Consider the following 18,060-nt stretch of genomic DNA (forward strand, 5'->3'; position numbering starts at 1 on the left):
CTCGGGCGACCCCGCCCCCGCACGGTCACCAGGTGGTGTCGAAGCCCTCGTAGCTGGCCACGACCGCCCCCGACGCGATGTCGACGATGGTGGTCGTGACCCCGTGGGCCACGGGGTCGATCGTGTACGAGTAGTCCGTGGGCGTCGTCGCGTCCCCGACCGACTGGACCGCCAGGTACTGCCCGTTCGGGGAGACGTCGAAGCCCTCGATCACACCCGTCGCACTCGGGGGCTTCCAGAGCGTCCGCGACGTGGTGCCGTCGTCGGCGACCACGAGCGTGCGGTAGGTGAGCCCGTCGTCGGACGGCACCGACACCTGCTGGACGACATGGTCGGAGTCGAGGGCCACGAGGGGCCCGGCGAACGGGAGGACCCCGTCGACCGGGGCGGGCGCGCGAGGGCGCTCGTCCCCCGTCGCGAGGTCGACGACCATGGACGCGATGGCCGACGCGGCGATCAGGGTGGTGCCGTCGAGCGAGACACCCTGCAGCAGCGAGTACGTGCCGACCGGGCGGACCGGGTCGACTCCCGAGAGGTCGATCACGCTCACCGAGTCGTCGACGGCCTGGACGACGACGACGTCCTCACCCGGCACGAAGGCCCAGTCGGCCGGTTCGACGGGCTGCCCGGAGAGTCCGAGGACCGGCGCCACCGCCCGCTGCCCCTGCAAGGGCAGCGTGTAGAGCGTCTCGACGTCCGAGCCCGTGGGACGGAACGAGAACGCCAGCGTCGTGGTGGCTCGGTCGGCCGCGAAGCGCGTGATCAGGCCCGGCTGGTCGGGCACGGGGAGGGTCTCGACGGCGGCCCCGTCGAGCGAGACCAGGCTGAGGCTGCTCTGCGTCCCGTCGTCCGTGACGACCGCGACCGCCGAGTCGAACACCTCGTAGGCCTGGATGCGCGGCGCCGACCAGACGGTCGTGCGATCGGAGCCCCGCAGCCCGGCTCGTTCGATGCGGTCGTCGGCCCCGCCCGTACCCCGCACGAGCCGGTACAGCGTCGCCGGGGGCGTGCTGAACCGCGCCTCCAGGGTCGAGGTCTGTCGTTGGTAGACGCTCGAGACGCCGCCGATGCGGACGTGGTAGTCGGTGTCGTAGGCGAGCCGGCCGGTGAAGGTCACCGCGACCACGTCGCCCGAGGTCTGCACCGTGAACGCGGCCGCGGGCGTCACGACCACCTGCGAGGCGTCGACGTGGGCGAGCGCCTGGTTGGCGAACACCCGCAGCTGTTGGCCGGGACGTTCGACCACAGCCGTCGTGTCGACCTGCGTCTCGCCCGCCTTCGGACCCTGGAAGTAGGTCAGCCCGACGAAGGCGGCGCAGACCACCGCCAGAGCGGTGACGACGGCGATCCATCGCGTGCGCCAGCGGGCACCGGCCTCACGGGCGTCCTGCTCGGTGAGGAACACGGGGTCGGACGCGAACGGGTCGGGCGTGGCCCCTCCCGTCGTGCCCCGGCCCCGCCCGCCCTCAGTAGAGGTACGGGTCACTGGGCTGTCCCACGGTCGTCACGTCGTCGGGCACGAGGGCGACGGGGTCCTGGCTCGAGCTGCTGCGGTTGGTGTCGAAGCCACCCGTGACCTCGACCCAGTCGTCGGCGGCGACCTGGTCCTGCCACCCCGGCAGGTAGACCGGCACGCCGACGGGTTGGGCGTCGACCGCGCAGCACGTGATGACGAAGCGCGACACGTAGAACACATCGTCGGGGTCGGTGTCGGACGGCGTGACGAAACCGACGACGTCGGCGGTCTTGCCCTCGTAGAAGGCGAGGTCGGTCGTCTGCCTCAGCAGGCCGGCCCAGTCCAGGACGCTGAACGACCGGTAGGCGTCCGAGGAGGCGCCGGTCGCGTCGGCCACGGTCGTGCGGTCGAGCGCCGCGGTCGACGAGTTCACGTCGCGCTGGCCGGCCGTGGCACTGGTGAGGGTCGCCGGGGGCAGGGCGACGACGGCGATCGCGATGGCGGCGGTGACGGCGACGCCCGCCGAGAAGGCGAGGCGGCGGGCACCCGTGGCGACCGGTCGGCGGCGGCGCGGGCGGAACCCGTCCTCGACCGCGGGCACCTCGGCCGCGTCGCGACGCCCGTCGTGGTCGTGGCCATGGCCGGCGTCGTGGTCGTGGCCGTCGTGCGCGTCGTCGCCCCGGACGGGCGAGAACGCCAGCGTGGCCAGCGACAACGCGATGCCGATCAGGATCATCACGACCGTGAAGACGTCGTACCGGGGGTGGATGTACAGCACGAGCTGGCCGGTCGCGGCGAGCCAGAGGGTGGCGACGCCGACGACGAGCGTCAGCAGCACCCCCTGCCACCGGTCGAGCAGTCGGCGCCAGGGGCCGGGAGCAGGGCTAGGCGACATAGTTGACCACCAGTCCGATCGCGGCACTCGTCAGGGCCACCACGAGGGTGACCTGCCCGAGCACCTTGGGTGTGTAGGTCGTCCTCAGCAGGGCCAGCATCTTGACGTCGATGATGGGGCCGAAGACGAGGAAGGCGGCGATGCCGCCGGGCATGAACGTCGAGGCGAACGGCAACACGAAGAACGCGTCGACGTTCGAGCAGATCGAGATGACGAAGGCCAGCACCATCATCGCCAGCACCGACCAGACGGGGTTGCTGCCGAGCGTCACGAGCACCGACCGCGGCACGATCGTCTGGATCGCGCCGGCGATGGCCGCACCGATGAAGAGCGCCGGCATCATGGTCGACATCTCGCGGCGGAACAGGTCGACGCTCTTCGCCGTGCGACCCCGCCCGTGCGCATGGCCGTCGTCGACCCGGCACTCGGCCGCGAACGAGGAGGTGAGCAGGCTCTGCTGGTTCGGGTGCTTGCTGAACAGCCAGCCGATCAGGTTCGCGATGACGAACCCGCCGATCAGCCGCGCCACGAGGATGCCGTTGTCCCACCCGAACGCCTGGTGCGTGGTGATGATCGTGATCGGGTTCAGGATCGGCGCCGCCAGCAGGAAGGTCATGGACTCCGAGACCGTGAAGCCCTTGAGCACGAGCCCGCGCGCCAACGGCACGTTGCCGCACTCGCAGACCGGCAGGAACATGCCGAGGAACGAGATGACCGCCCGACGGGGCAGCCCCCTCTTCGGCAGCCAGGACGAGAAGAACGCCTGCGGCAGCCACTCCTGCACGATGATCGACAGCACGATGCCGAGCAGGACGAACGGCATGGACTCGACGATGACGCTGATGGTCAGCGTGACGAAGTCCTGCAGCGCGTTCGGCAGCAGCCCCGGGCCGAGGAGGGGTGAGGCGAGGCGGACCGCCACGAGGACGCCGAGCACGAGCCCACCGGCCACGAGCAAGGGGACGCGCGACGGAGCCCGGCGCGCACGACGACCGACGCCGTGCTCGGTGCGCTCGGTGCGCTCCTGGACGGGAGCGCTCACCGGTCGTCCTCGCTCGGACCGGTGGGGGGCGCGAAGCGCGACCAGTCTTCCGGCGCGGGGGCCGGGTGCGCCGGTACGACGGGACGCTCGGGCGGGGCGACGGGGGCCGACGGTCCCGCGGCAACGGTCGTCGGGACGCGGGTGAGCCGGTCGTCCGCGACGGCAGGAGGCGCGGTGTGGTCCTCGGCGTCGGTCGCGTCGTCGCCCGCCCCGGCCTCGGCGACCCGGGGCGTGGGCTCGACCGCCCAGACCTCGTCACCGTCGCCGCCGCCCAGCCACAGTCGGGCGAGCACGGCGCCGGCGACGAGCAGGGCCGTGTCGACGATGCCGGCCGACAGCGGGATGGTCGTCAGGTAGAGGGCGAGGTTCACCCAGGTGCCGCCGTCGATCGAGAGCACGATGCCCGGGACGATTCCGACGACCGCCAGCGCGATCGTCCCGACGCCGCCCGCGACGACCGCGTGGCGGATCACCGTCCGGAGGTCGGACCGCGGCGTCAGCGGCCGGACGGCAACGAGCACGACGAACGAGGCGACGTAGAACGGGAACGGGTAGAGCACGAAGCTGCCCAGGAACTGCCCGACCGGCGTCGCGACGAACCCACTGGGGAACGCCGTCACCGAGAAGCCGACCGCCGACCCGACGAGGGCGACGAGACCGAGGGCGAAGCGGGCCACCAGGACGACGACGAGGGCCGTGCCCGCCACGAGCAGACGTTCGCGCCCCTCGGGCCCCGAGGCCGAGACGGACGCAGCCCGGAACCTCGACCTGACGGTCGGGGTTCCGGGCTGGGTCAGAGGCACGAAGTCACCCTAGACGACTCACAGATCGTCGGAGCTGACCCCCACGCCCAGGATGAACGGCCCGGACTCGCCGGACGTCGTCGGCTCGGCCGGAGCCGCCGCGGTCGTTCCCTGGCTGGAGGCGCGGCGCGAACGCGAACGCCCCTGTCCGGGCTGCTTCGGCTCGGGCAACGCACCCAACACCGAGTCGAGCAGCTGCTCGGCGTCCTGGCTGCTGATGCGACGCGGCTCGCGACGCGTGGTCGCCACGGGGATGTCGAGGATCGCGACCGTGGCGTCCGGGGTCGAGACCGTGGCCGACGAGCGGCGACGCTCCGTGGTCTTCGCGACCGGCGCCTCCGTGGGTTCGTCGACGGGTGCGGCCTCGGCAGCGGCCGGGGCCGACCGCTCGGCCGGGGCCGCCGCGGGGATCTCGATGACGCCGGCGCTCGAGTCGGTGGTCGTCGACTCGGCGCGTGCCGACTCGGCGCGCGCCGACTCGTCGGTGGTCTCGCCAGCCTCGCGGGCGGCGCGGGACGAACCACGGCGACCCTTGCGGCCCGAACGACCGCGACGGCCGTCGTCCGCGGTGTCACCGGCGGCCTCGGCAGACGGCTCGACCTTCGTGGCACCCGCCGCTGCGGCGTCGATGGCGGCCTCGACGGCCGCCGCGGCCTGGCTGGCCGCGTCGTCGTCCTTGACGCCGCCTTCTTCGGCGTGGGCGATGGTGCTCGCCGCGATGCGCGAGAGGGCGTTCTTCACGTCGTCGGTGATGGCGTGGGTGCCCGTCGTGGGGTGCGCCCCACCGGTCGGCGCCGAGGGGCCGCCGCGACCGGACTGGGGCCCGGTGCCCGCACCGGCGCCCGTGTTGTGGCCGTTGCCGCCCGACTTGCCGGACCCGCCCGCCTGGCCGCCCCGTCGGCGATCGCCCTGCTGGCCGCCCTTGCGGGGCTGCTGCTCCTGGACGCGCGCGGCGCTGCCGGCCTCGGAGAACGACTCGGCCAGGCCGAGGCCCAGCTTCTTGCGCGTCATCTGGACGAGCCCGAGCGACGTGACCTCGGCGACCTGGTGCTTGGTGCGGTCGCGGCTGAGGCACTCGACCAGGCGACGCAGCACGAGGTCGCGGTTGGACTCGAGCACCATGTCGATGAAGTCGACGACGATGATGCCGCCGATGTCGCGCAGACGCAGCTGACGGACGATCTCTTCGGCAGCCTCGAGGTTGTTCTTGGTGACCGTCTCTTCGAGGTTGCCGCCCGAGCCGACGAACTTGCCGGTGTTGACGTCGACGACGGTCATCGCCTCGGTGCGGTCGATGACGAGCGAACCGCCCGAGGGCAGCCAGACCTTGCGGTCGAGCGCCTTCTCGATCTGCTCGTTGAGGCGGTACTCGTCGAAGGCGTCCTTGTCGCCCTCGTAGCGCTTGACGCGGTCCATGAGGTCGGGGGCCACGGCCGCCAGGTAGGACTGCAGCGTCTCGAACGCCTCGTCGCCGTCGATGACCATCTCGTGGAAGTCCTCGTTGAAGACGTCGCGCACGATCTTGATCAGCAGGTCGGGCTCGGAGTGCAGCTGGTTCGGGGCGTTGCCCGCCGCGACCTTCTTCTCGATGTCGGCCCACTGGTTCGTGAGGCGCTTGACGTCGAGGGTCAGCTGCTCTTCGGTCGCACCCTCGGCCGCCGTGCGCACGATGACGCCGGTGTTCTCGGGCAGGGCCTCTTTGAGGATCTTCTTGAGACGCGCACGCTCGGTGTCGGGCAGCTTGCGGCTGATGCCGTTCATCGAGCCGTTGGGCACGTAGACGAGGTAGCGACCCGGCAGCGAGATCTGGCTCGTGAGACGAGCGCCCTTGTGGCCGACGGGGTCCTTCGTGACCTGGACGAGCACGCGGTCGCCGGGCTTGAGGGCCAGCTCGATGCGACGGGGCTGGTTGCCCGTCGACAGGGAGTCCCAGTCGACCTCGCCCGAGTAGAGGACGGCGTTGCGGCCACGTCCGATGTCGACGAAGGCGGCTTCCATGCTGGGCAACACGTTCTGCACGCGACCGAGGTAGACGTTGCCGATGAGCGACACGTTCTGCGCCTTGGCGACGTAGTGCTCGGCCAGGGTGCCGTCCTCCATCACGCCGATCTCGATGCGGTCGCCCGACGAGCGGACGATCATCTTGCGGTCGACGCTCTCGCGACGGGCGAGGAACTCGGCCTCGGTGATGACGGTGCGGCGGCGCCCGGCGTCGCGGCCGTCGCGGCGACGCTGCTTCTTCGCCTCGAGACGCGTCGAACCCTTGATGCGCTGCGGCTCGGTGATGAGCTCCGCCTGGCGGGGCGCACGGTCGCGATCACGACCACGGGTCTCGGAGTCGCGCTCTTCGCGGTCCTGCGAGCGGCCGCGCTGACGGCGGCGCGAGGCGGGCTGCTGCTCGCGGTCGTCGCGCTCGTCACGGTCGTCGCGCTCGTCACGGTCGTCGTCGCCATCGCGGTCGTCGTCCCACGAATCGTCGCGGTCGTACCGGTCGTCGCGATCGTCGCGCTGTCGTCGCCCGGGGCGTGCCGGCAGGACGGTGATCTCGGGTGCGTGGAAGATCAGCGACGTGGTCGTCAGGTTCGCCGGGATCGGCGACGCGGACGACTCGTCATCGGCCTGGGCCGGCTGGGCCGCCGCGGCGACGAACGCCTCGGCGACGGCGTCGGTGGTGATTGGCTCGGAGGTCGGGGCCTGGGCCGCGACCTGCTCGTCGGTGGTCTCGGTCTCGTGGGTCACGGGTGATGCCTCCTGGGCGTCGTCTGTCGTCCGGACGGGTGAAGGGAGTGCTGGCTGCTGCGCGGCCGGGGTCGTCGCCGAGGCGGCGTCGACCGCCGCCTGGCGAGCCCTCAGGCCTGCGAACAATCCCCTTCTCTTCTTCGGACGTCCGTCGTTGTCTGTGTTGTCGTTCACCACTTGCGGTGCGCTCCTCGCCCCGCCGAGGCCATGCCGTCGGCAGGAATTCTCGTGTCGTGGTCGGGCGGTGACGTGGCACCTGCCCCTGACCACCGCGCCCTCTCACGGCGCGCCTTGTCGGACACGTCACGTTCGGTCACCCGGGGTGTCGACCGACCTGCGGTCGTCGCCCTCGGTGTCGTTCGTCGACGTGCTGTTCTTCGTGTCGCTCTTGCTGGTTCGGAACTGGCCATCCGACGATGAGCGCCTGCGCTCTGGCCCGGTTTCGGCTCGACCTGGTCGAGAACGCGATCTCTCGCGTCACGACGACGGCCGGCAGTGCCCGGTAAGCCTGGATCTCGGGGCCTGGGCCCCACGACTGGCTCGATTATCGCACGCCCACGCCGGGGTGGGGTCAAAGCGGACGCCTCGACGGCCCGTGCGATACTGCTGAGCGTGACCGTCGAGACGCCTCGGGCCGTGACCCTGCCCACCGGCCGCACCCCGTTCGTGGCCGCCGTGCTGCTGATCGTCTCCGGTCTCGGCGGCCTGGTCGGTGCCTTCGCCCTCACCCTCGACAAGTTCCGGCTGCTCGAGAACCCGGGCGCGGCGCTCGGCTGCGACGTCAACCCGTTCGTGGGCTGCTCGCCGGTCATCAACAGCTGGCAGGCCTCGCTCTTCGGCTTCCCCAATCCGATCCTCGGCCTGATCGGCTTCGCCGCCCCCGTGGCGGTGGGCCTGGGCCTCCTCGCCGGCGCCCGCTTCGCTCGGTGGTTCTGGCTGGCGTTCAACCTCGGGCTGCTGCTCGCCTGGGTCTTCGTCACCTGGCTCTTCACGCAGACGGTGTTCGTCATCGGCGCGCTCTGCCCGTGGTGCATGCTCGTCTGGCTCTTCACCATCCCACTGTTCTGGGTGTTCACGGTGTGGGGCGCGGCTCGGGGCGTCACCGTCCCCGAGGGGCCGCTCCAGCGGGCGGCGGCACGGTTCCTCCCCTACTCGTGGGTGCTGCCGGTGCTCAACTACATCGTCGTCGCCACGACCATCGTCGTCGTGTTCCCGCTGCTGCTGCCGACGTTGTTCGGGTGACCCGCGCCTCCTCTCGTCCCCGGCGCGGTCGCGCCGACACCGCGCGTCGCACTCAGGGTGCTCCCAGCAGAATCCAGGACGGCCTCGCCAGTCTGGTCCGACGACCCCCGAGCCACGACGAGGACTGATGACGCCACCCACCGACTCCCCCGCCAGCAAGAAGGAACGCCGAGAGGCGGCCCGCGAGAAGGCCCGCATCACCCGTGAGGCCGAGGCCCGACGGCGCCGACGCAACAAGTGGCTCCTGCAGGGCGGCCTGGTCGTCGGCGTGGTGGCCGTCCTCGCCATCGTCGCCCTCGTCATCACGCAGTCGATCAAGCCGGCCGGTCCCGGCCCCGCGAACATGGCGAGCGACGGCCTCGTGCTCGAGGGCTCGAACGGGGCGGTCACCGCCGTCCCTAGCGGCGCCCTCGCGGCCGACGCGACGCCGACCCCGGCCCCGAGCGCCTCCGGTGACGTGCCGTCGATCGTGGTCTACCTCGACTACATGTGCCCGTTCTGCGGCCAGTTCGACACGACGAACGCCCAGCAGCTCGACGAAGCCGTCTCGAGCGGCGCTGCGACGCTGGCGATCCACCCCATCGGGTTCCTCGACAACGCCTCGCAGGGCAGCCGGTACTCGACCCGGGCCGCCAACGCCTTCGCCTGCGTCGCCAACTACGAGCCCGACAAGGCGCTCGACGTCAACACGGCCCTGTTCGCGCAACAGCCCGAAGAGAACACCCGGGGCCTGACGAACGACGAGCTCGTCACCCTGGTGCAGGGTGCCGGGGCGACCGACGACCAGATCCCCTCGTGCATCAAGGGCGGTGACTTCGAGGACTGGGTCGCCTCGGCCACCCAGCGGGCGCTGAACGACCCGATCCCGAACTCGTCGCTCGACAAGCTCGCGAGCACCCCGCTCGTCCTGGTGAACGGCCAGCAGTACCAGGGTTCGCTGACCGACGCCAGCACCTTCGCCCAGTTCGTCGCCGAGGTGCAGAACGGCGCCTCGACCGACGACACCAGCACGGGCGAGACCGAGGGATCGACGGCGACGCCGACCCCCTGACCACGCGAGCCGTCGACGCGACCGAGCCCGCGCCTCCTGAATCGATCAGGAGGCGCGGGCTCGGTGGTCTCCGGCGTCACGCCGGCGGGTGGTTCAGAACCAGAGGGCCAGCTCTCGCGCGGCACTCTCGGGGCTGTCGCTGCCGTGCACCAGGTTCTGCTGCACCTTCAGGCCCCAGTCGCGGCCGAGGTCGCCCCGGATCGTGCCGGGAGCCGCGGTCGTGGGGTCGGTCGTGCCGGCCAACGAGCGGAAGCCCGCGATGACGGCGTTGCCGGCGATCCGCAGCGCGACGGTCGGGCCGCTCTGCATGAACTCGACGAGGGGCTCGTAGAAGGGCTTGCCCACGTGCTCCTCGTAGTGCTTCGCGAGCAGGTCGCGGTCGGCCTGCACGAGGCGGACGTCGACGAGCGAGTACCCCTTGGCCTCGATGCGGCGCAGGATCTCGCCGGTCAGGCCGCGGGCGACGCCGTCGGGCTTGACGAGGACGAGGGTTTCTTCGAGATCGGACATTGCTCCTCTTTCGGTGGGTGGCGGGTGGCTCGCGGGCGGACGCCCGGCGAACGGGTCGGTGGGTGCCGGCTCAGGCCCCGTCGCCGGGGGCGTCGCGCAGCCGGGCGGCGTTCATGCGGTCGAGCTGCGTGCCCTTGACGAGGCAGTAGGTCCAGATCGCGACGAACAGGGCGGCCACGACGAACATGACCGGGTCGAGGAACCCGCAGGCCACCAGGCCGAGCTGGACGAGCCAGCCGAGGGCGACGCCCCAGCGCCAGCGCAGGGTCTGCGAGACGATCAGCGTCAGCACGATCGCGCCGAGGCCACCGCTCCAGGCGACGCCGGCCGGCAACAACTGCCGCCCGAAGACCACGAGGGTGACGAAGAACAGCGTCATGGCCTCGAGCACGAGGACGATCGAGAGCAGGCTCTCGGCCGCCCCGCGACGTCGGCGCGGGCGACGCGATCGCCCGCCGGCGCCGGGTCCGGCTCCCCCTCCGGCAGGAGGCGGTGTGGCCGTCACGAGAGCCCCTCGGGCTGCTGCGACAGGGCGATGACGTCGCCGACCAGCGTGATCGAACCCGTCACGACGACGCCGCCGGGCTCGTCGCCCTCGACCTCGTCGGCCAGGTCGCGCGCCGTGCGGAGGGCCGCCACGAGGTCGGTCTCGACGACGACGCGGTCCGCACCCACGACACCCACCGCGATGGCGGCGAGCTCGTCGGCGTCGATCGCCCGGTCGGACTGCGAGCTGGTCACGACGAACTGGGTGACCGTGGGCGCCAGGGCGCGGACGATGCCCGCGGCGTCCTTGTCGGCCAGCACGCTGAGCACCGCGACGACGCCGCCGAACTGGAAGTAGTCGTCGAGCGCCTTGGCCAGGGCGCGGGCGCCGTGCGGGTTGTGCGCGGCGTCGACCAGGATCGTCGGCTCGTTGGCCACGATCTGCAGGCGACCGGGAGAGGTCGCGCTCGCGAGTCCCTCGGCGAGGACCTCGTGGTCGAGCGGCTGCGACCCGCCGCCGAGGAAGGACTCGACGGCCGCGACCGCCACGGCCGCGTTCTGGGCCTGGTGGTCACCGAACTGCGGCAGCAGCAGGTCGTCGTAGCGACCGGCGAGCCCGCGGATGGTGACGACCTGGCCGCCGACCGCGACGGTGGTCGACTCGACGCCGAAGGCGGTGCCCTCGACCGCGAGCGACCCCTCGCTCAGCTCGACGGCGCGTGCGAGCTCGGCCAGTGCCTCGGGGGTCTGCGACGCCGAGACGACGGCGGCGGTGGGCTTGACGATGCCGGCCTTGGTGCGGGCGATCTCGGCCACGGTCGAGCCGAGTCGGTTCTGGTGGTCGAGCGCGATCGGGGTGAAGACGGCGACCTGGCCGTCGGCCACGTTCGTGCTGTCCCATTCGCCTCCCATGCCGACCTCGAGCACGACCACGTCGGCGGGGGCGTCGGCGAAGCAGGCGAAGGCGAGCACCGTCAGGGCCTCGAAGAAGGTCAGGGCGGGCTCGCCCGAGGCCTCGAGGTCGGTGTCCACCATGGTCAGGTAGGGCTGGATGTCGTCCCAGTTGGCGACCAGGCGCTCGTCGCTGATCGGTTCGCCGTCGATCACGATGCGCTCGTTGAGGCGCACGAGGTGTGGGCTCGTCATCAAGCCGGTGCGCAGGCCGTGCGCCCGCAGGATGCTCTCGATCATGCGGCTGGTCGACGTCTTGCCGTTGGTGCCCGTGAGGTGGATCACCGGGTAGGCCCGCTGCGGGTCGCCGAGCAGCTCGACGGCGCGCCGGGTCGGTTCGAGCCGGGGCTGCGGGGCCTGCTCGCCGATGCGCGCCGTCAGCTCGTCGGAGACGCGCTGCGCGCCGGCCGCGAACTCACCCCCGCGGTCGTCCGCGGCTTCGCCGGTGCGGTCGTTCTTCTTGGGTGTCATGCGCGTCGTACCTCCACGACGACGGCCGAGCCGGGGCCCGATCCGACGACGGTCTTCTCGGGCCTCTCGCCGACGCCCTCGTGGACGTCGACGATCAACTCGGTGGTCAGGGTCTCGCGAGAGATCAGCTCCCGGTGCGCCTCGACGGCGGCGGCCGCGACGGCGTCGGTCGTGAGCGTCGTCGTGATGCGGTCGGACACGTCGAGGTCGGCGACCTTGCGGGCCTGCTGGACGGCGCGGACGACGTCACGAGCCAGGCCCTCGGCCTCGAGCTCGGGCGTGGTCGCGGTGTCGAGCAGCACGAAGCCGCCGTCGCCGACGAAGGCGAGGGCGCTCGACGCGTCCGCGACCGCCAGCTCGAGGGTGAACTCGCCCGGCAGCAGCTCGACACCGCCGACGACGACGTTCTCGCCCGCGGGCTGCCAGTCGCCCTTCTTGGCCGCGGGGATGACCTGCTGCACCTGCTTGCCGATGCGGGGGCCGGCGGCCCGGGCATTCACGGTGAGCTTGCGGGTGACGCCGTACTCGCCGAGGCTCTCCTCGGTCAGGCGGGTCACGACGACCTGCTTGACGTTGAGTTCGTCGCGCACGATGTCGGCGAACGCCTCGAGGCCCGCCGGGTCGGGCGTGACGACCGTCAGACGGGCCAGCGGCAGACGGACGCGCAGACCCTGCGCCTTGCGCAGCGCCAGACCGCTCGACGCGACGGCGCGGACGGCGTCCATCGAGGCCACGAGGGCGTCGTCGGCCGGGAACGCCGAGGCGTCGGGCCAGTCGGTCAGGTGCACCGAGCGACCCCCGGTGAGGCCCTTGTAGACCTCGTCCGCGACGAGCGGTGCGAGCGGGGCCGCGACCCGCGTGAGCGTCTCGAGCACCGTGAAGAGGGTGTCGAACGCGTCGACGTCGTCGCCCGACCAGAACCGGTCGCGCGAGCGCCGGACGTACCAGTTGGTCTGCACGTCGGCGAAGTCGCGCAGCGTCGCGGTGGCCCGCGGCGTGTCGAGGGCGTCGAGCGCGGCCTCGACGTCGGAGACCAGGAGGCGCGTCTTTGCGAGCAGGTAGCGGTCGAGGACGTCGCTCGAGTCGGTTCGCCACTGCGCGTCGTAACCGGGGGCGGCGTGACGACCCGCGCCTCCGGACGCGGCGTTGGCGTAGAGCGAGAAGAAGTACCAGGTGCTCCAGAGCGGCAGCAGGAACTGCCGGACGCCTTCGCGGATGCCCTCTTCGGTGACGACGAGGTTGCCGCCGCGGATCACCGAGCTCGACATGAGGAACCAACGCATGGCGTCGGCCCCGTCGCGGTCGAACACCTCGCTGACGTCCGGGTAGTTGCGCAGGCTCTTCGACATCTTCTGGCCGTCGGAGCCGAGCACGATGCCGTGGCTGACCACGTTCGAGAAGGCCGGACGGTCGAACAGCGCGGTGGACAGCGTGTGCAGCGTGTAGAACCAGCCGCGGGTCTGACCGATGTACTCGACGATGAAGTCGGCCGGGCTGTGCTCGTCGAACCACTGCTGGTTCTCGAACGGGTAGTGCACCTGGGCGAACGGCATCGAGCCGCTGTCGAACCAGACGTCGAGGACGTCCTCGATGCGGCGCATGGTGCTCTGCCCGGTCGGGTCGTCGGGGTTCGGGCGGGTGAGCTCGTCGATGTAGGGGCGGTGCAGGTCGGGCTCGCCGTCGGCGTTCAGCGGGAGGCGACCGAAGTCGGCCTCCATCTCGGCCAGCGAGCCGTAGACGTCGACGCGCGGGTAGGCGGGGTCGTCGCTCTTCCACACCGGGATCGGAGAACCCCAGTAGCGGTTGCGCGAGATCGACCAGTCGCGGGCGTTGCCGACCCATTTGCCGAACTGGCCGTCCTTGACGTTGTCGGGCACCCAGGTGATCTGCTGGTTCAGTTCGCCCATGCGGTCGCGGAACTCGGTGACGCGCACGAACCAGCTCGACACCGCTTTGTAGATCAGGGGGTTGCGGCAACGCCAGCAGTGCGGGTAGCTGTGCTCGTAGCTGGCGAGGCGCAGCAGGCGACCGTCGGCGCGGAGGCGCTGCACGAGCGGCTTGTTGGCCTCGAAGACCTGCAGGCCGGCGACGCCCAGCTCGTCGAACATCGGCAGGAAGCGCCCCCCGTCGTCGACCGAGACGATCACGGGGATGCCGGCGGCGGCACAGACCAGCTGGTCGTCCTCGCCGTAGGCCGGGGCCTGGTGCACGATGCCGGTGCCCTCACCCGTGGCGACGTAGTCGGCGACCAGCAGGCGCCAGGCGTTCTCGGTGCCCCAGGCTTCGGTGTCGGCGTAGACGTCCCAGATGCGGTCGTACTCGACGCCCTCGAGCTCGGCACCGGTGAAGGTCGCGGTGACGGCGGCCTGGGCGGCCTCGGCGGACTCGTAGCCCAGGTCGCGCGCGTAGGCACCGAGCGTGTCGGCGGCGAGCAGGAACACGCTGCCGGTCAGCAGCTCTTGGTCACCGGTGCGCTCGCCCGGCAGCAGGGCGTGGGGCACGGCGACGTAGTCGATGGCCGGCCCCACGGCGAGCGCCATGTTGGTCGGGAGGGTCCATGGGGTGGTCGTCCAGGCCAGCGCCTCGACGCCGGTCAGGCCGAGCGCCTCGGCCTTGGCGCCGACGAGCGGGAAGGCGACGGTGACCGTCTGGTCCTGGCGGTTCTTGTAGACGTCGTCGTCCATGCGCAGCTCGTGGTTCGACAGCGGGGTCTGGTCGTGCCAGCAGTACGGCAGCACCCGGAAGCCCTCGTACGCGAGGCCCTTGTCGTGCAGCTGCTTGAAGGCCCAGACGACGCTCTCCATGTAGTCGACGTCGAGGGTCTTGTAGTCGTGGTCGAAGTCGACCCAGCGCGCCTGACGGGTGACGTACTGCTGCCAGTCGTCGGTGTACTGCAGCACCGACTTGCGGGCGGCGGCGTTGAAGACGTCGATGCCCATGTCGTCGATCTCGTGCTTCTCGGTCAGACCGAGCTGGCGCATCGCCTCGAGCTCGGCGGGCAGCCCGTGGGTGTCCCAGCCGAAGCGTCGGTGCACCTGCTTGCCGCGCATGGTCTGGTACCGCGGGAACACGTCCTTGGCGTAGCCCGTCAACAGGTGTCCGTAGTGCGGCAGGCCGTTGGCGAACGGCGGGCCGTCGTAGAAGACCCACTCGTCGCAGCCCTCGCGGGCGCGGATCGACTCGGCGAAGGTGTCGTCGCGCTTCCAGAAGGCGAGGACGCCGGTCTCGATCTCGGGGAAGCGCGGGGAGGCGGGGACGCCGGTGGCGTCGGAACCCTTGGGGTAGGTCATCGGTTCTCCAGGTCGTGCGGTGGGTCGCCCCCGCTGCACTGGCCGAGGGACCTTCTGACCACGAGGACGCCGACCGGGTGCCTGACCCGGGTGGCGCGGTACCACCCCGCTTGCCGCCGTCGTCGCCCTCTCGGACGGTGACCGCGACCGCTCTGCTGCGGCTGTGACGGGCCTGCCCCGCCCGGTTCTACCGACGACCACCGGGCCGTGGCCCGCCGGTCGCTTTCTTCCGGGTGCTCCCCGGTGATGGCCGGATCGATGCGTGGTCGATCCTACCGTCAGAGCCGGGGAGGCGCGAGGCCGTCCCGAGGAGCAGGATCGAGGCCATGTCCTCCACCCCGTCCGCCCCACCGGCCAAGCCCGAGAGCACGGTCACCGTGATCGTGGCGTTCCTCGCCAACCTGCTGATCGCCGTCGCGAAGACGGTCGCCGCCTTCCTGACGGGGTCGGCGTCGATGGTCGCCGAGTCGGCGCACTCCTGGGCGGACACGGGCAACGAGGTCTTCCTCTTCATCGCCGACAAGCGCGGCGTCAAGCGCCGGGACGACGCGCACCCTCTCGGCTACGGCAAGGAGACGTACGTCTGGTCGATGTTCGCCGCCTTCGGCCTGTTCACCGTCGGCGCCGTCGTGTCGATCCAGCACGGCATCTCGCAGTTGACCGCCGAGGAAGAGGCGGAGGACTACCTGATCAACTACGTCGTCCTCGCGATCGCCTTCGTGCTCGAGGGCACGTCGTTCCTGCAGGCCTTCCGCCAGGCCCGCGGCTCGGCGGCCGAACGCCGGGTGCCGACGCTGCGGCACGTGCTGCGCAGTTCGAACTCGACCCTGCGGGCGGTGTTCGCCGAGGACGCGGCGGCCCTGATCGGCCTGCTGATCGCCTTCCTGGGCATCTTCCTGCACCAGGTCACCGGGTCGGCGGTGTTCGACGCGATCGGTTCGATCGCCGTCGGCGTGCTGCTCGGGGTGGTCGCGCTGGTGCTGATCGACCGCAACCGGCGGTTCCTCGTCGGCGAGAGTCCCTCGGACGAACTCGAGTCGACCGTGCTCGAACGCCTGCTGGCCCGACCCGAGATCGAGCGGGTCACCTATCTGCACACCGAGTTCGTCGGACCGGGCCGGCTCTACCTGGTCGCCGCCGTCGACATGACGGGCGACGACAGCGAGGAGCACGTGGCCGTGGCCCTCCGCCGCGTGGAGCGTCAGCTCGAGCAGCACGACGCGGTGGAGGAGGCGGTGCTGACCCTGGCTACACCCGACGAACCGAGCCTGCAGCCGCGTCGCTGACGCGCCGTCCGCGACGGCGGACCAGGGCGAGCGCGGCCGCCCCGAGGCCGATCGCCAGGACGCCGCCGGCCAGCCACGGACCCACGCCGTCGTCACCCGTGAAGGCGAGGGAGGCGGTGGTCGCGGTGGCCGTCGGAACCACGAGCGTGAAGGTCACCACGTCGCTCGGGGCGGACATGGTCGGGAAGAAGGAGAGGTCTCCGGTCAGCGCGAAGGCGGCGAACGAGTACGTCCCCGGGCCGACCAGGCTCTGGGTCGTCGTCCAGGTCCCGTCGGCAGCGACGACGATCGGGGCCAGGCCGGCGACGAGCGGCTCGAACTCGCCGTCGCCGATGCTCTCTCCGCGGGCAGCCGCGGCGTAGCGGTCGATGGCGGCTCGTCCGTCGTCGAAGTACCCGTAGATCGCGATCGCGCTGCCGGGCGTGCCGGTGCCGCTGACGGTGAACTCGAGCGGGGACGCGCCCGCGCCCTGGCTGCGGTCGGGTCGACCGACGACGGTGCTGCCCTGGGCTGGCGACGTCACGACCGGAGCAGCGGCGGGTGCGGCAGCGGGCGGCACGACGTCGACGACGACCGAGACGTAGCTCGAGGGCAGCGCCGTCACGAAGCCGTCGGCGTCGACCGTGAGCTGTCGGATCGAGACGCGCCACGTGCCGTACGGCCGGTAGCCGGCCTCGGCCCAGGTACCGTCGGCCTTCACCACGGCGGGCTCGTAGTCGTAGCCGTAGGAGACGTCGGGGTCGATCCCGTCGAGGTCGAGGTCGATGATCGCGCCGGGCGTGCCCGTGCCCGTGATCTCGATGGCCCCAGTGTCGAAGTCACCGGAGGTGTAGGGGATGCCCTCGACGACGCTGCCGTCGCCGGGCGTCGAGATCGTGGGAGCGGCGTTGGTCGGCAGCCCTGCCACGACGACCGTGCGCTCGATCACGCCCAGCTCGGCACCGTCGGCCCCCGTCACCTGGACGGTGACGGTGTACGACTCAGCGGTCGAGAGCGCCGGGAGCGAGACGGCCTCGGCGAAGGTCCCGTCGACGACGGGCACCACGACCCCGGAGCCGTCGTCGGACGACGTCACGACCACCCGGCTGCCCGTCGGCGCCGTTCCCTCGACGCGCACCCCGGCGGACGCCAGCACCTGCCCCTGGGCCGGGCTGGTGACGGCGAAGGCCGGCTCGACGGCGGCCTCGGCCGTCGGGACCTCGGCGGCGGTCGGCGTCGTCGCGGCGTCCGCGGTCGGCGTGGAGGCCACCGCATCGTCGGCGGCGGCAGCGGGCTCGTCAACCACGGGGGCCTCCGTCTCGACGTCGCCGGGCTCGTCGACGGGAGCCCGCTCCGGGGTCGCGGGCGGGGCGGGCGCCTCGGCCGGGGCGGTCTCGTCGACCGGCACCGCGCCTCCGACGCTCTGCTCGACGGGAGCCGGAGCGGCGGATGCCGCCGGCGCTGCCATCAGGAGTCCACCCAGGGCGATGGCGACGACGGTCGGCAGCGCCACGGCGGCCGACAGGGTGTTCTTCATGGTCTTCTCTCTCGTGTGGGCCGATGCTGACGCGGCGCTCTCGCCCCACCCCCGGGCCCCGCGAGGTGGCCGCTGAAAGGACCGCCTGGGATGACCGTACGCACCGGCGTGGCCCCTCGGGGGGCGCTGTCCCCAGATCCACGAACATGACGCGACCTGGAGATGAGCTCTCCTCAACCTCGCGGATGACGGGACGACGGTGCTCCCCGGTGCAGGACGGGCCCGGTGCGCCCCGGGAGGACGAGGAGGCGGTGGTCGACCGGGCAGGAAGGGCACGTGCCCGTCCGGCCCGGGGGCGACCACCGCCTCCTGCCTGGTGCTG

General features: G+C 71.6%; 13 protein-coding genes. 3 read left to right on the forward strand and 10 right to left on the reverse strand.

Translation table 11 applies throughout. The features are described from left to right. Nucleotides 1-25: 25 nt before the first annotated feature. The 5 genes from BIV04_RS12385 to BIV04_RS12405 are packed head-to-tail and all read right to left on the reverse strand — an operon-like array spanning nt 26 to nt 7,061. Complete coding sequence (locus tag BIV04_RS12385; protein WP_177174819.1) at nt 26-1,486, reverse strand: hypothetical protein; 1,461 nt, start codon at nt 1,484-1,486, stop codon at nt 26-28. Next, a complete protein-coding gene (locus tag BIV04_RS12390; protein ID WP_083396432.1) occupies nt 1,467-2,351 on the reverse strand; it encodes a TIGR03943 family protein in 885 nt (294 codons plus the stop codon). The genes BIV04_RS12385 and BIV04_RS12390 overlap by 20 nt, the downstream gene beginning before the upstream one ends. Continuing rightward, nucleotides 2,341-3,393, reverse strand: coding sequence for a permease (locus tag BIV04_RS12395; RefSeq protein ID WP_071256622.1), 1,053 nt, complete (start codon nt 3,391-3,393; stop codon nt 2,341-2,343). The genes BIV04_RS12390 and BIV04_RS12395 overlap by 11 nt, the downstream gene beginning before the upstream one ends. Beyond that, entirely contained in the window at nt 3,390-4,196 is an 807-nt protein-coding gene (locus BIV04_RS12400; protein WP_071256623.1) for a hypothetical protein, read from the reverse strand. The genes BIV04_RS12395 and BIV04_RS12400 overlap by 4 nt, the downstream gene beginning before the upstream one ends. Before the next feature lie 18 nt (nt 4,197-4,214). Then, nucleotides 4,215-7,061 carry an Rne/Rng family ribonuclease gene (locus BIV04_RS12405; protein ID WP_255364280.1) on the reverse strand — a complete coding sequence of 949 codons (2,847 nt, stop codon included), beginning with the start codon at nt 7,059-7,061 and terminating at the stop codon, nt 4,215-4,217. Between the two features lie 486 nt (nt 7,062-7,547). Here BIV04_RS12405 and BIV04_RS12410 point away from each other — a divergent pair, with 486 nt between their 5' ends. Together BIV04_RS12410 and BIV04_RS12415 are read left to right on the forward strand one after the other, a co-directional pair. Further along, nucleotides 7,548-8,177, forward strand: coding sequence for a vitamin K epoxide reductase family protein (locus tag BIV04_RS12410; protein WP_255364281.1), 630 nt, complete (start codon nt 7,548-7,550; stop codon nt 8,175-8,177). A 127-nt stretch (nt 8,178-8,304) separates the two neighbouring features. Next, a complete protein-coding gene (locus BIV04_RS12415; RefSeq protein ID WP_054145971.1) occupies nt 8,305-9,228 on the forward strand; it encodes a thioredoxin domain-containing protein in 924 nt (307 codons plus the stop codon). A 93-nt stretch (nt 9,229-9,321) separates the two neighbouring features. Here BIV04_RS12415 and ndk read toward each other — a convergent pair whose 3' ends face one another. The 4 genes from ndk to ileS form a co-directional block, all read right to left on the reverse strand. Further along, nucleotides 9,322-9,738, reverse strand: a complete 417-nt coding sequence (ndk, locus tag BIV04_RS12420) for a nucleoside-diphosphate kinase (RefSeq protein ID WP_055973686.1) — start codon at nt 9,736-9,738, stop codon at nt 9,322-9,324. 70 nt (nt 9,739-9,808) lie between these two features. Next, nucleotides 9,809-10,243, reverse strand: a complete 435-nt coding sequence (locus tag BIV04_RS12425) for a DUF4233 domain-containing protein (RefSeq protein WP_071256625.1) — start codon at nt 10,241-10,243, stop codon at nt 9,809-9,811. After that, nucleotides 10,240-11,646 carry a folylpolyglutamate synthase/dihydrofolate synthase family protein gene (locus tag BIV04_RS12430; protein ID WP_083396433.1) on the reverse strand — a complete coding sequence of 469 codons (1,407 nt, stop codon included), beginning with the start codon at nt 11,644-11,646 and terminating at the stop codon, nt 10,240-10,242. Before BIV04_RS12430 ends, BIV04_RS12425 begins: the two co-directional genes overlap by 4 nt. Beyond that, nucleotides 11,643-14,936 carry an isoleucine--tRNA ligase gene (gene ileS, locus BIV04_RS12435; RefSeq protein WP_071256626.1) on the reverse strand — a complete coding sequence of 1,098 codons (3,294 nt, stop codon included), beginning with the start codon at nt 14,934-14,936 and terminating at the stop codon, nt 11,643-11,645. Before ileS ends, BIV04_RS12430 begins: the two co-directional genes overlap by 4 nt. A 326-nt stretch (nt 14,937-15,262) precedes the next feature. On the opposite strand from ileS, the gene BIV04_RS12440 reads away from it, so the two are divergent. Beyond that, complete coding sequence (locus tag BIV04_RS12440) at nt 15,263-16,222, forward strand: cation diffusion facilitator family transporter (protein ID WP_071256627.1); 960 nt, start codon at nt 15,263-15,265, stop codon at nt 16,220-16,222. Here the strand turns inward: BIV04_RS12440 and BIV04_RS12445 are convergent. Next, on the reverse strand, nt 16,185-17,738 hold the full coding sequence (locus BIV04_RS12445) for a hypothetical protein (RefSeq protein ID WP_071256628.1): 1,554 nt from the start codon (nt 17,736-17,738) through the stop codon (nt 16,185-16,187). The genes BIV04_RS12440 and BIV04_RS12445 overlap by 38 nt on opposite strands. Between the last annotated feature and the right edge of the window lie 322 nt (nt 17,739-18,060).

This window comes from Frigoribacterium sp. MCBA15_019 (assembly GCF_001864945.1).
In the GTDB taxonomy this organism is placed as follows: Bacteria; Actinomycetota; Actinomycetes; order Actinomycetales; family Microbacteriaceae; genus Frigoribacterium.

What these genes read in the sequence shown, in the direction of transcription:
- BIV04_RS12390 (WP_083396432.1), bottom strand. Translation starts at nt 2,351, where the DNA reads ATGTCGCCTAGCCCTGCTCCCGGCCCCTGGCGCCGACTGCTCGACCGG.
- BIV04_RS12415 (WP_054145971.1), top strand. Translation starts at nt 8,305, where the DNA reads ATGACGCCACCCACCGACTCCCCCGCCAGCAAGAAGGAACGCCGAGAG.
- ndk (WP_055973686.1), bottom strand. Translation starts at nt 9,738, where the DNA reads ATGTCCGATCTCGAAGAAACCCTCGTCCTCGTCAAGCCCGACGGCGTC.
- BIV04_RS12430 (WP_083396433.1), bottom strand. Translation starts at nt 11,646, where the DNA reads ATGACACCCAAGAAGAACGACCGCACCGGCGAAGCCGCGGACGACCGC.
- ileS (WP_071256626.1), bottom strand. Translation starts at nt 14,936, where the DNA reads ATGACCTACCCCAAGGGTTCCGACGCCACCGGCGTCCCCGCCTCCCCG.
- BIV04_RS12440 (WP_071256627.1), top strand. Translation starts at nt 15,263, where the DNA reads ATGTCCTCCACCCCGTCCGCCCCACCGGCCAAGCCCGAGAGCACGGTC.
- BIV04_RS12445 (WP_071256628.1), bottom strand. Translation starts at nt 17,738, where the DNA reads ATGAAGAACACCCTGTCGGCCGCCGTGGCGCTGCCGACCGTCGTCGCC.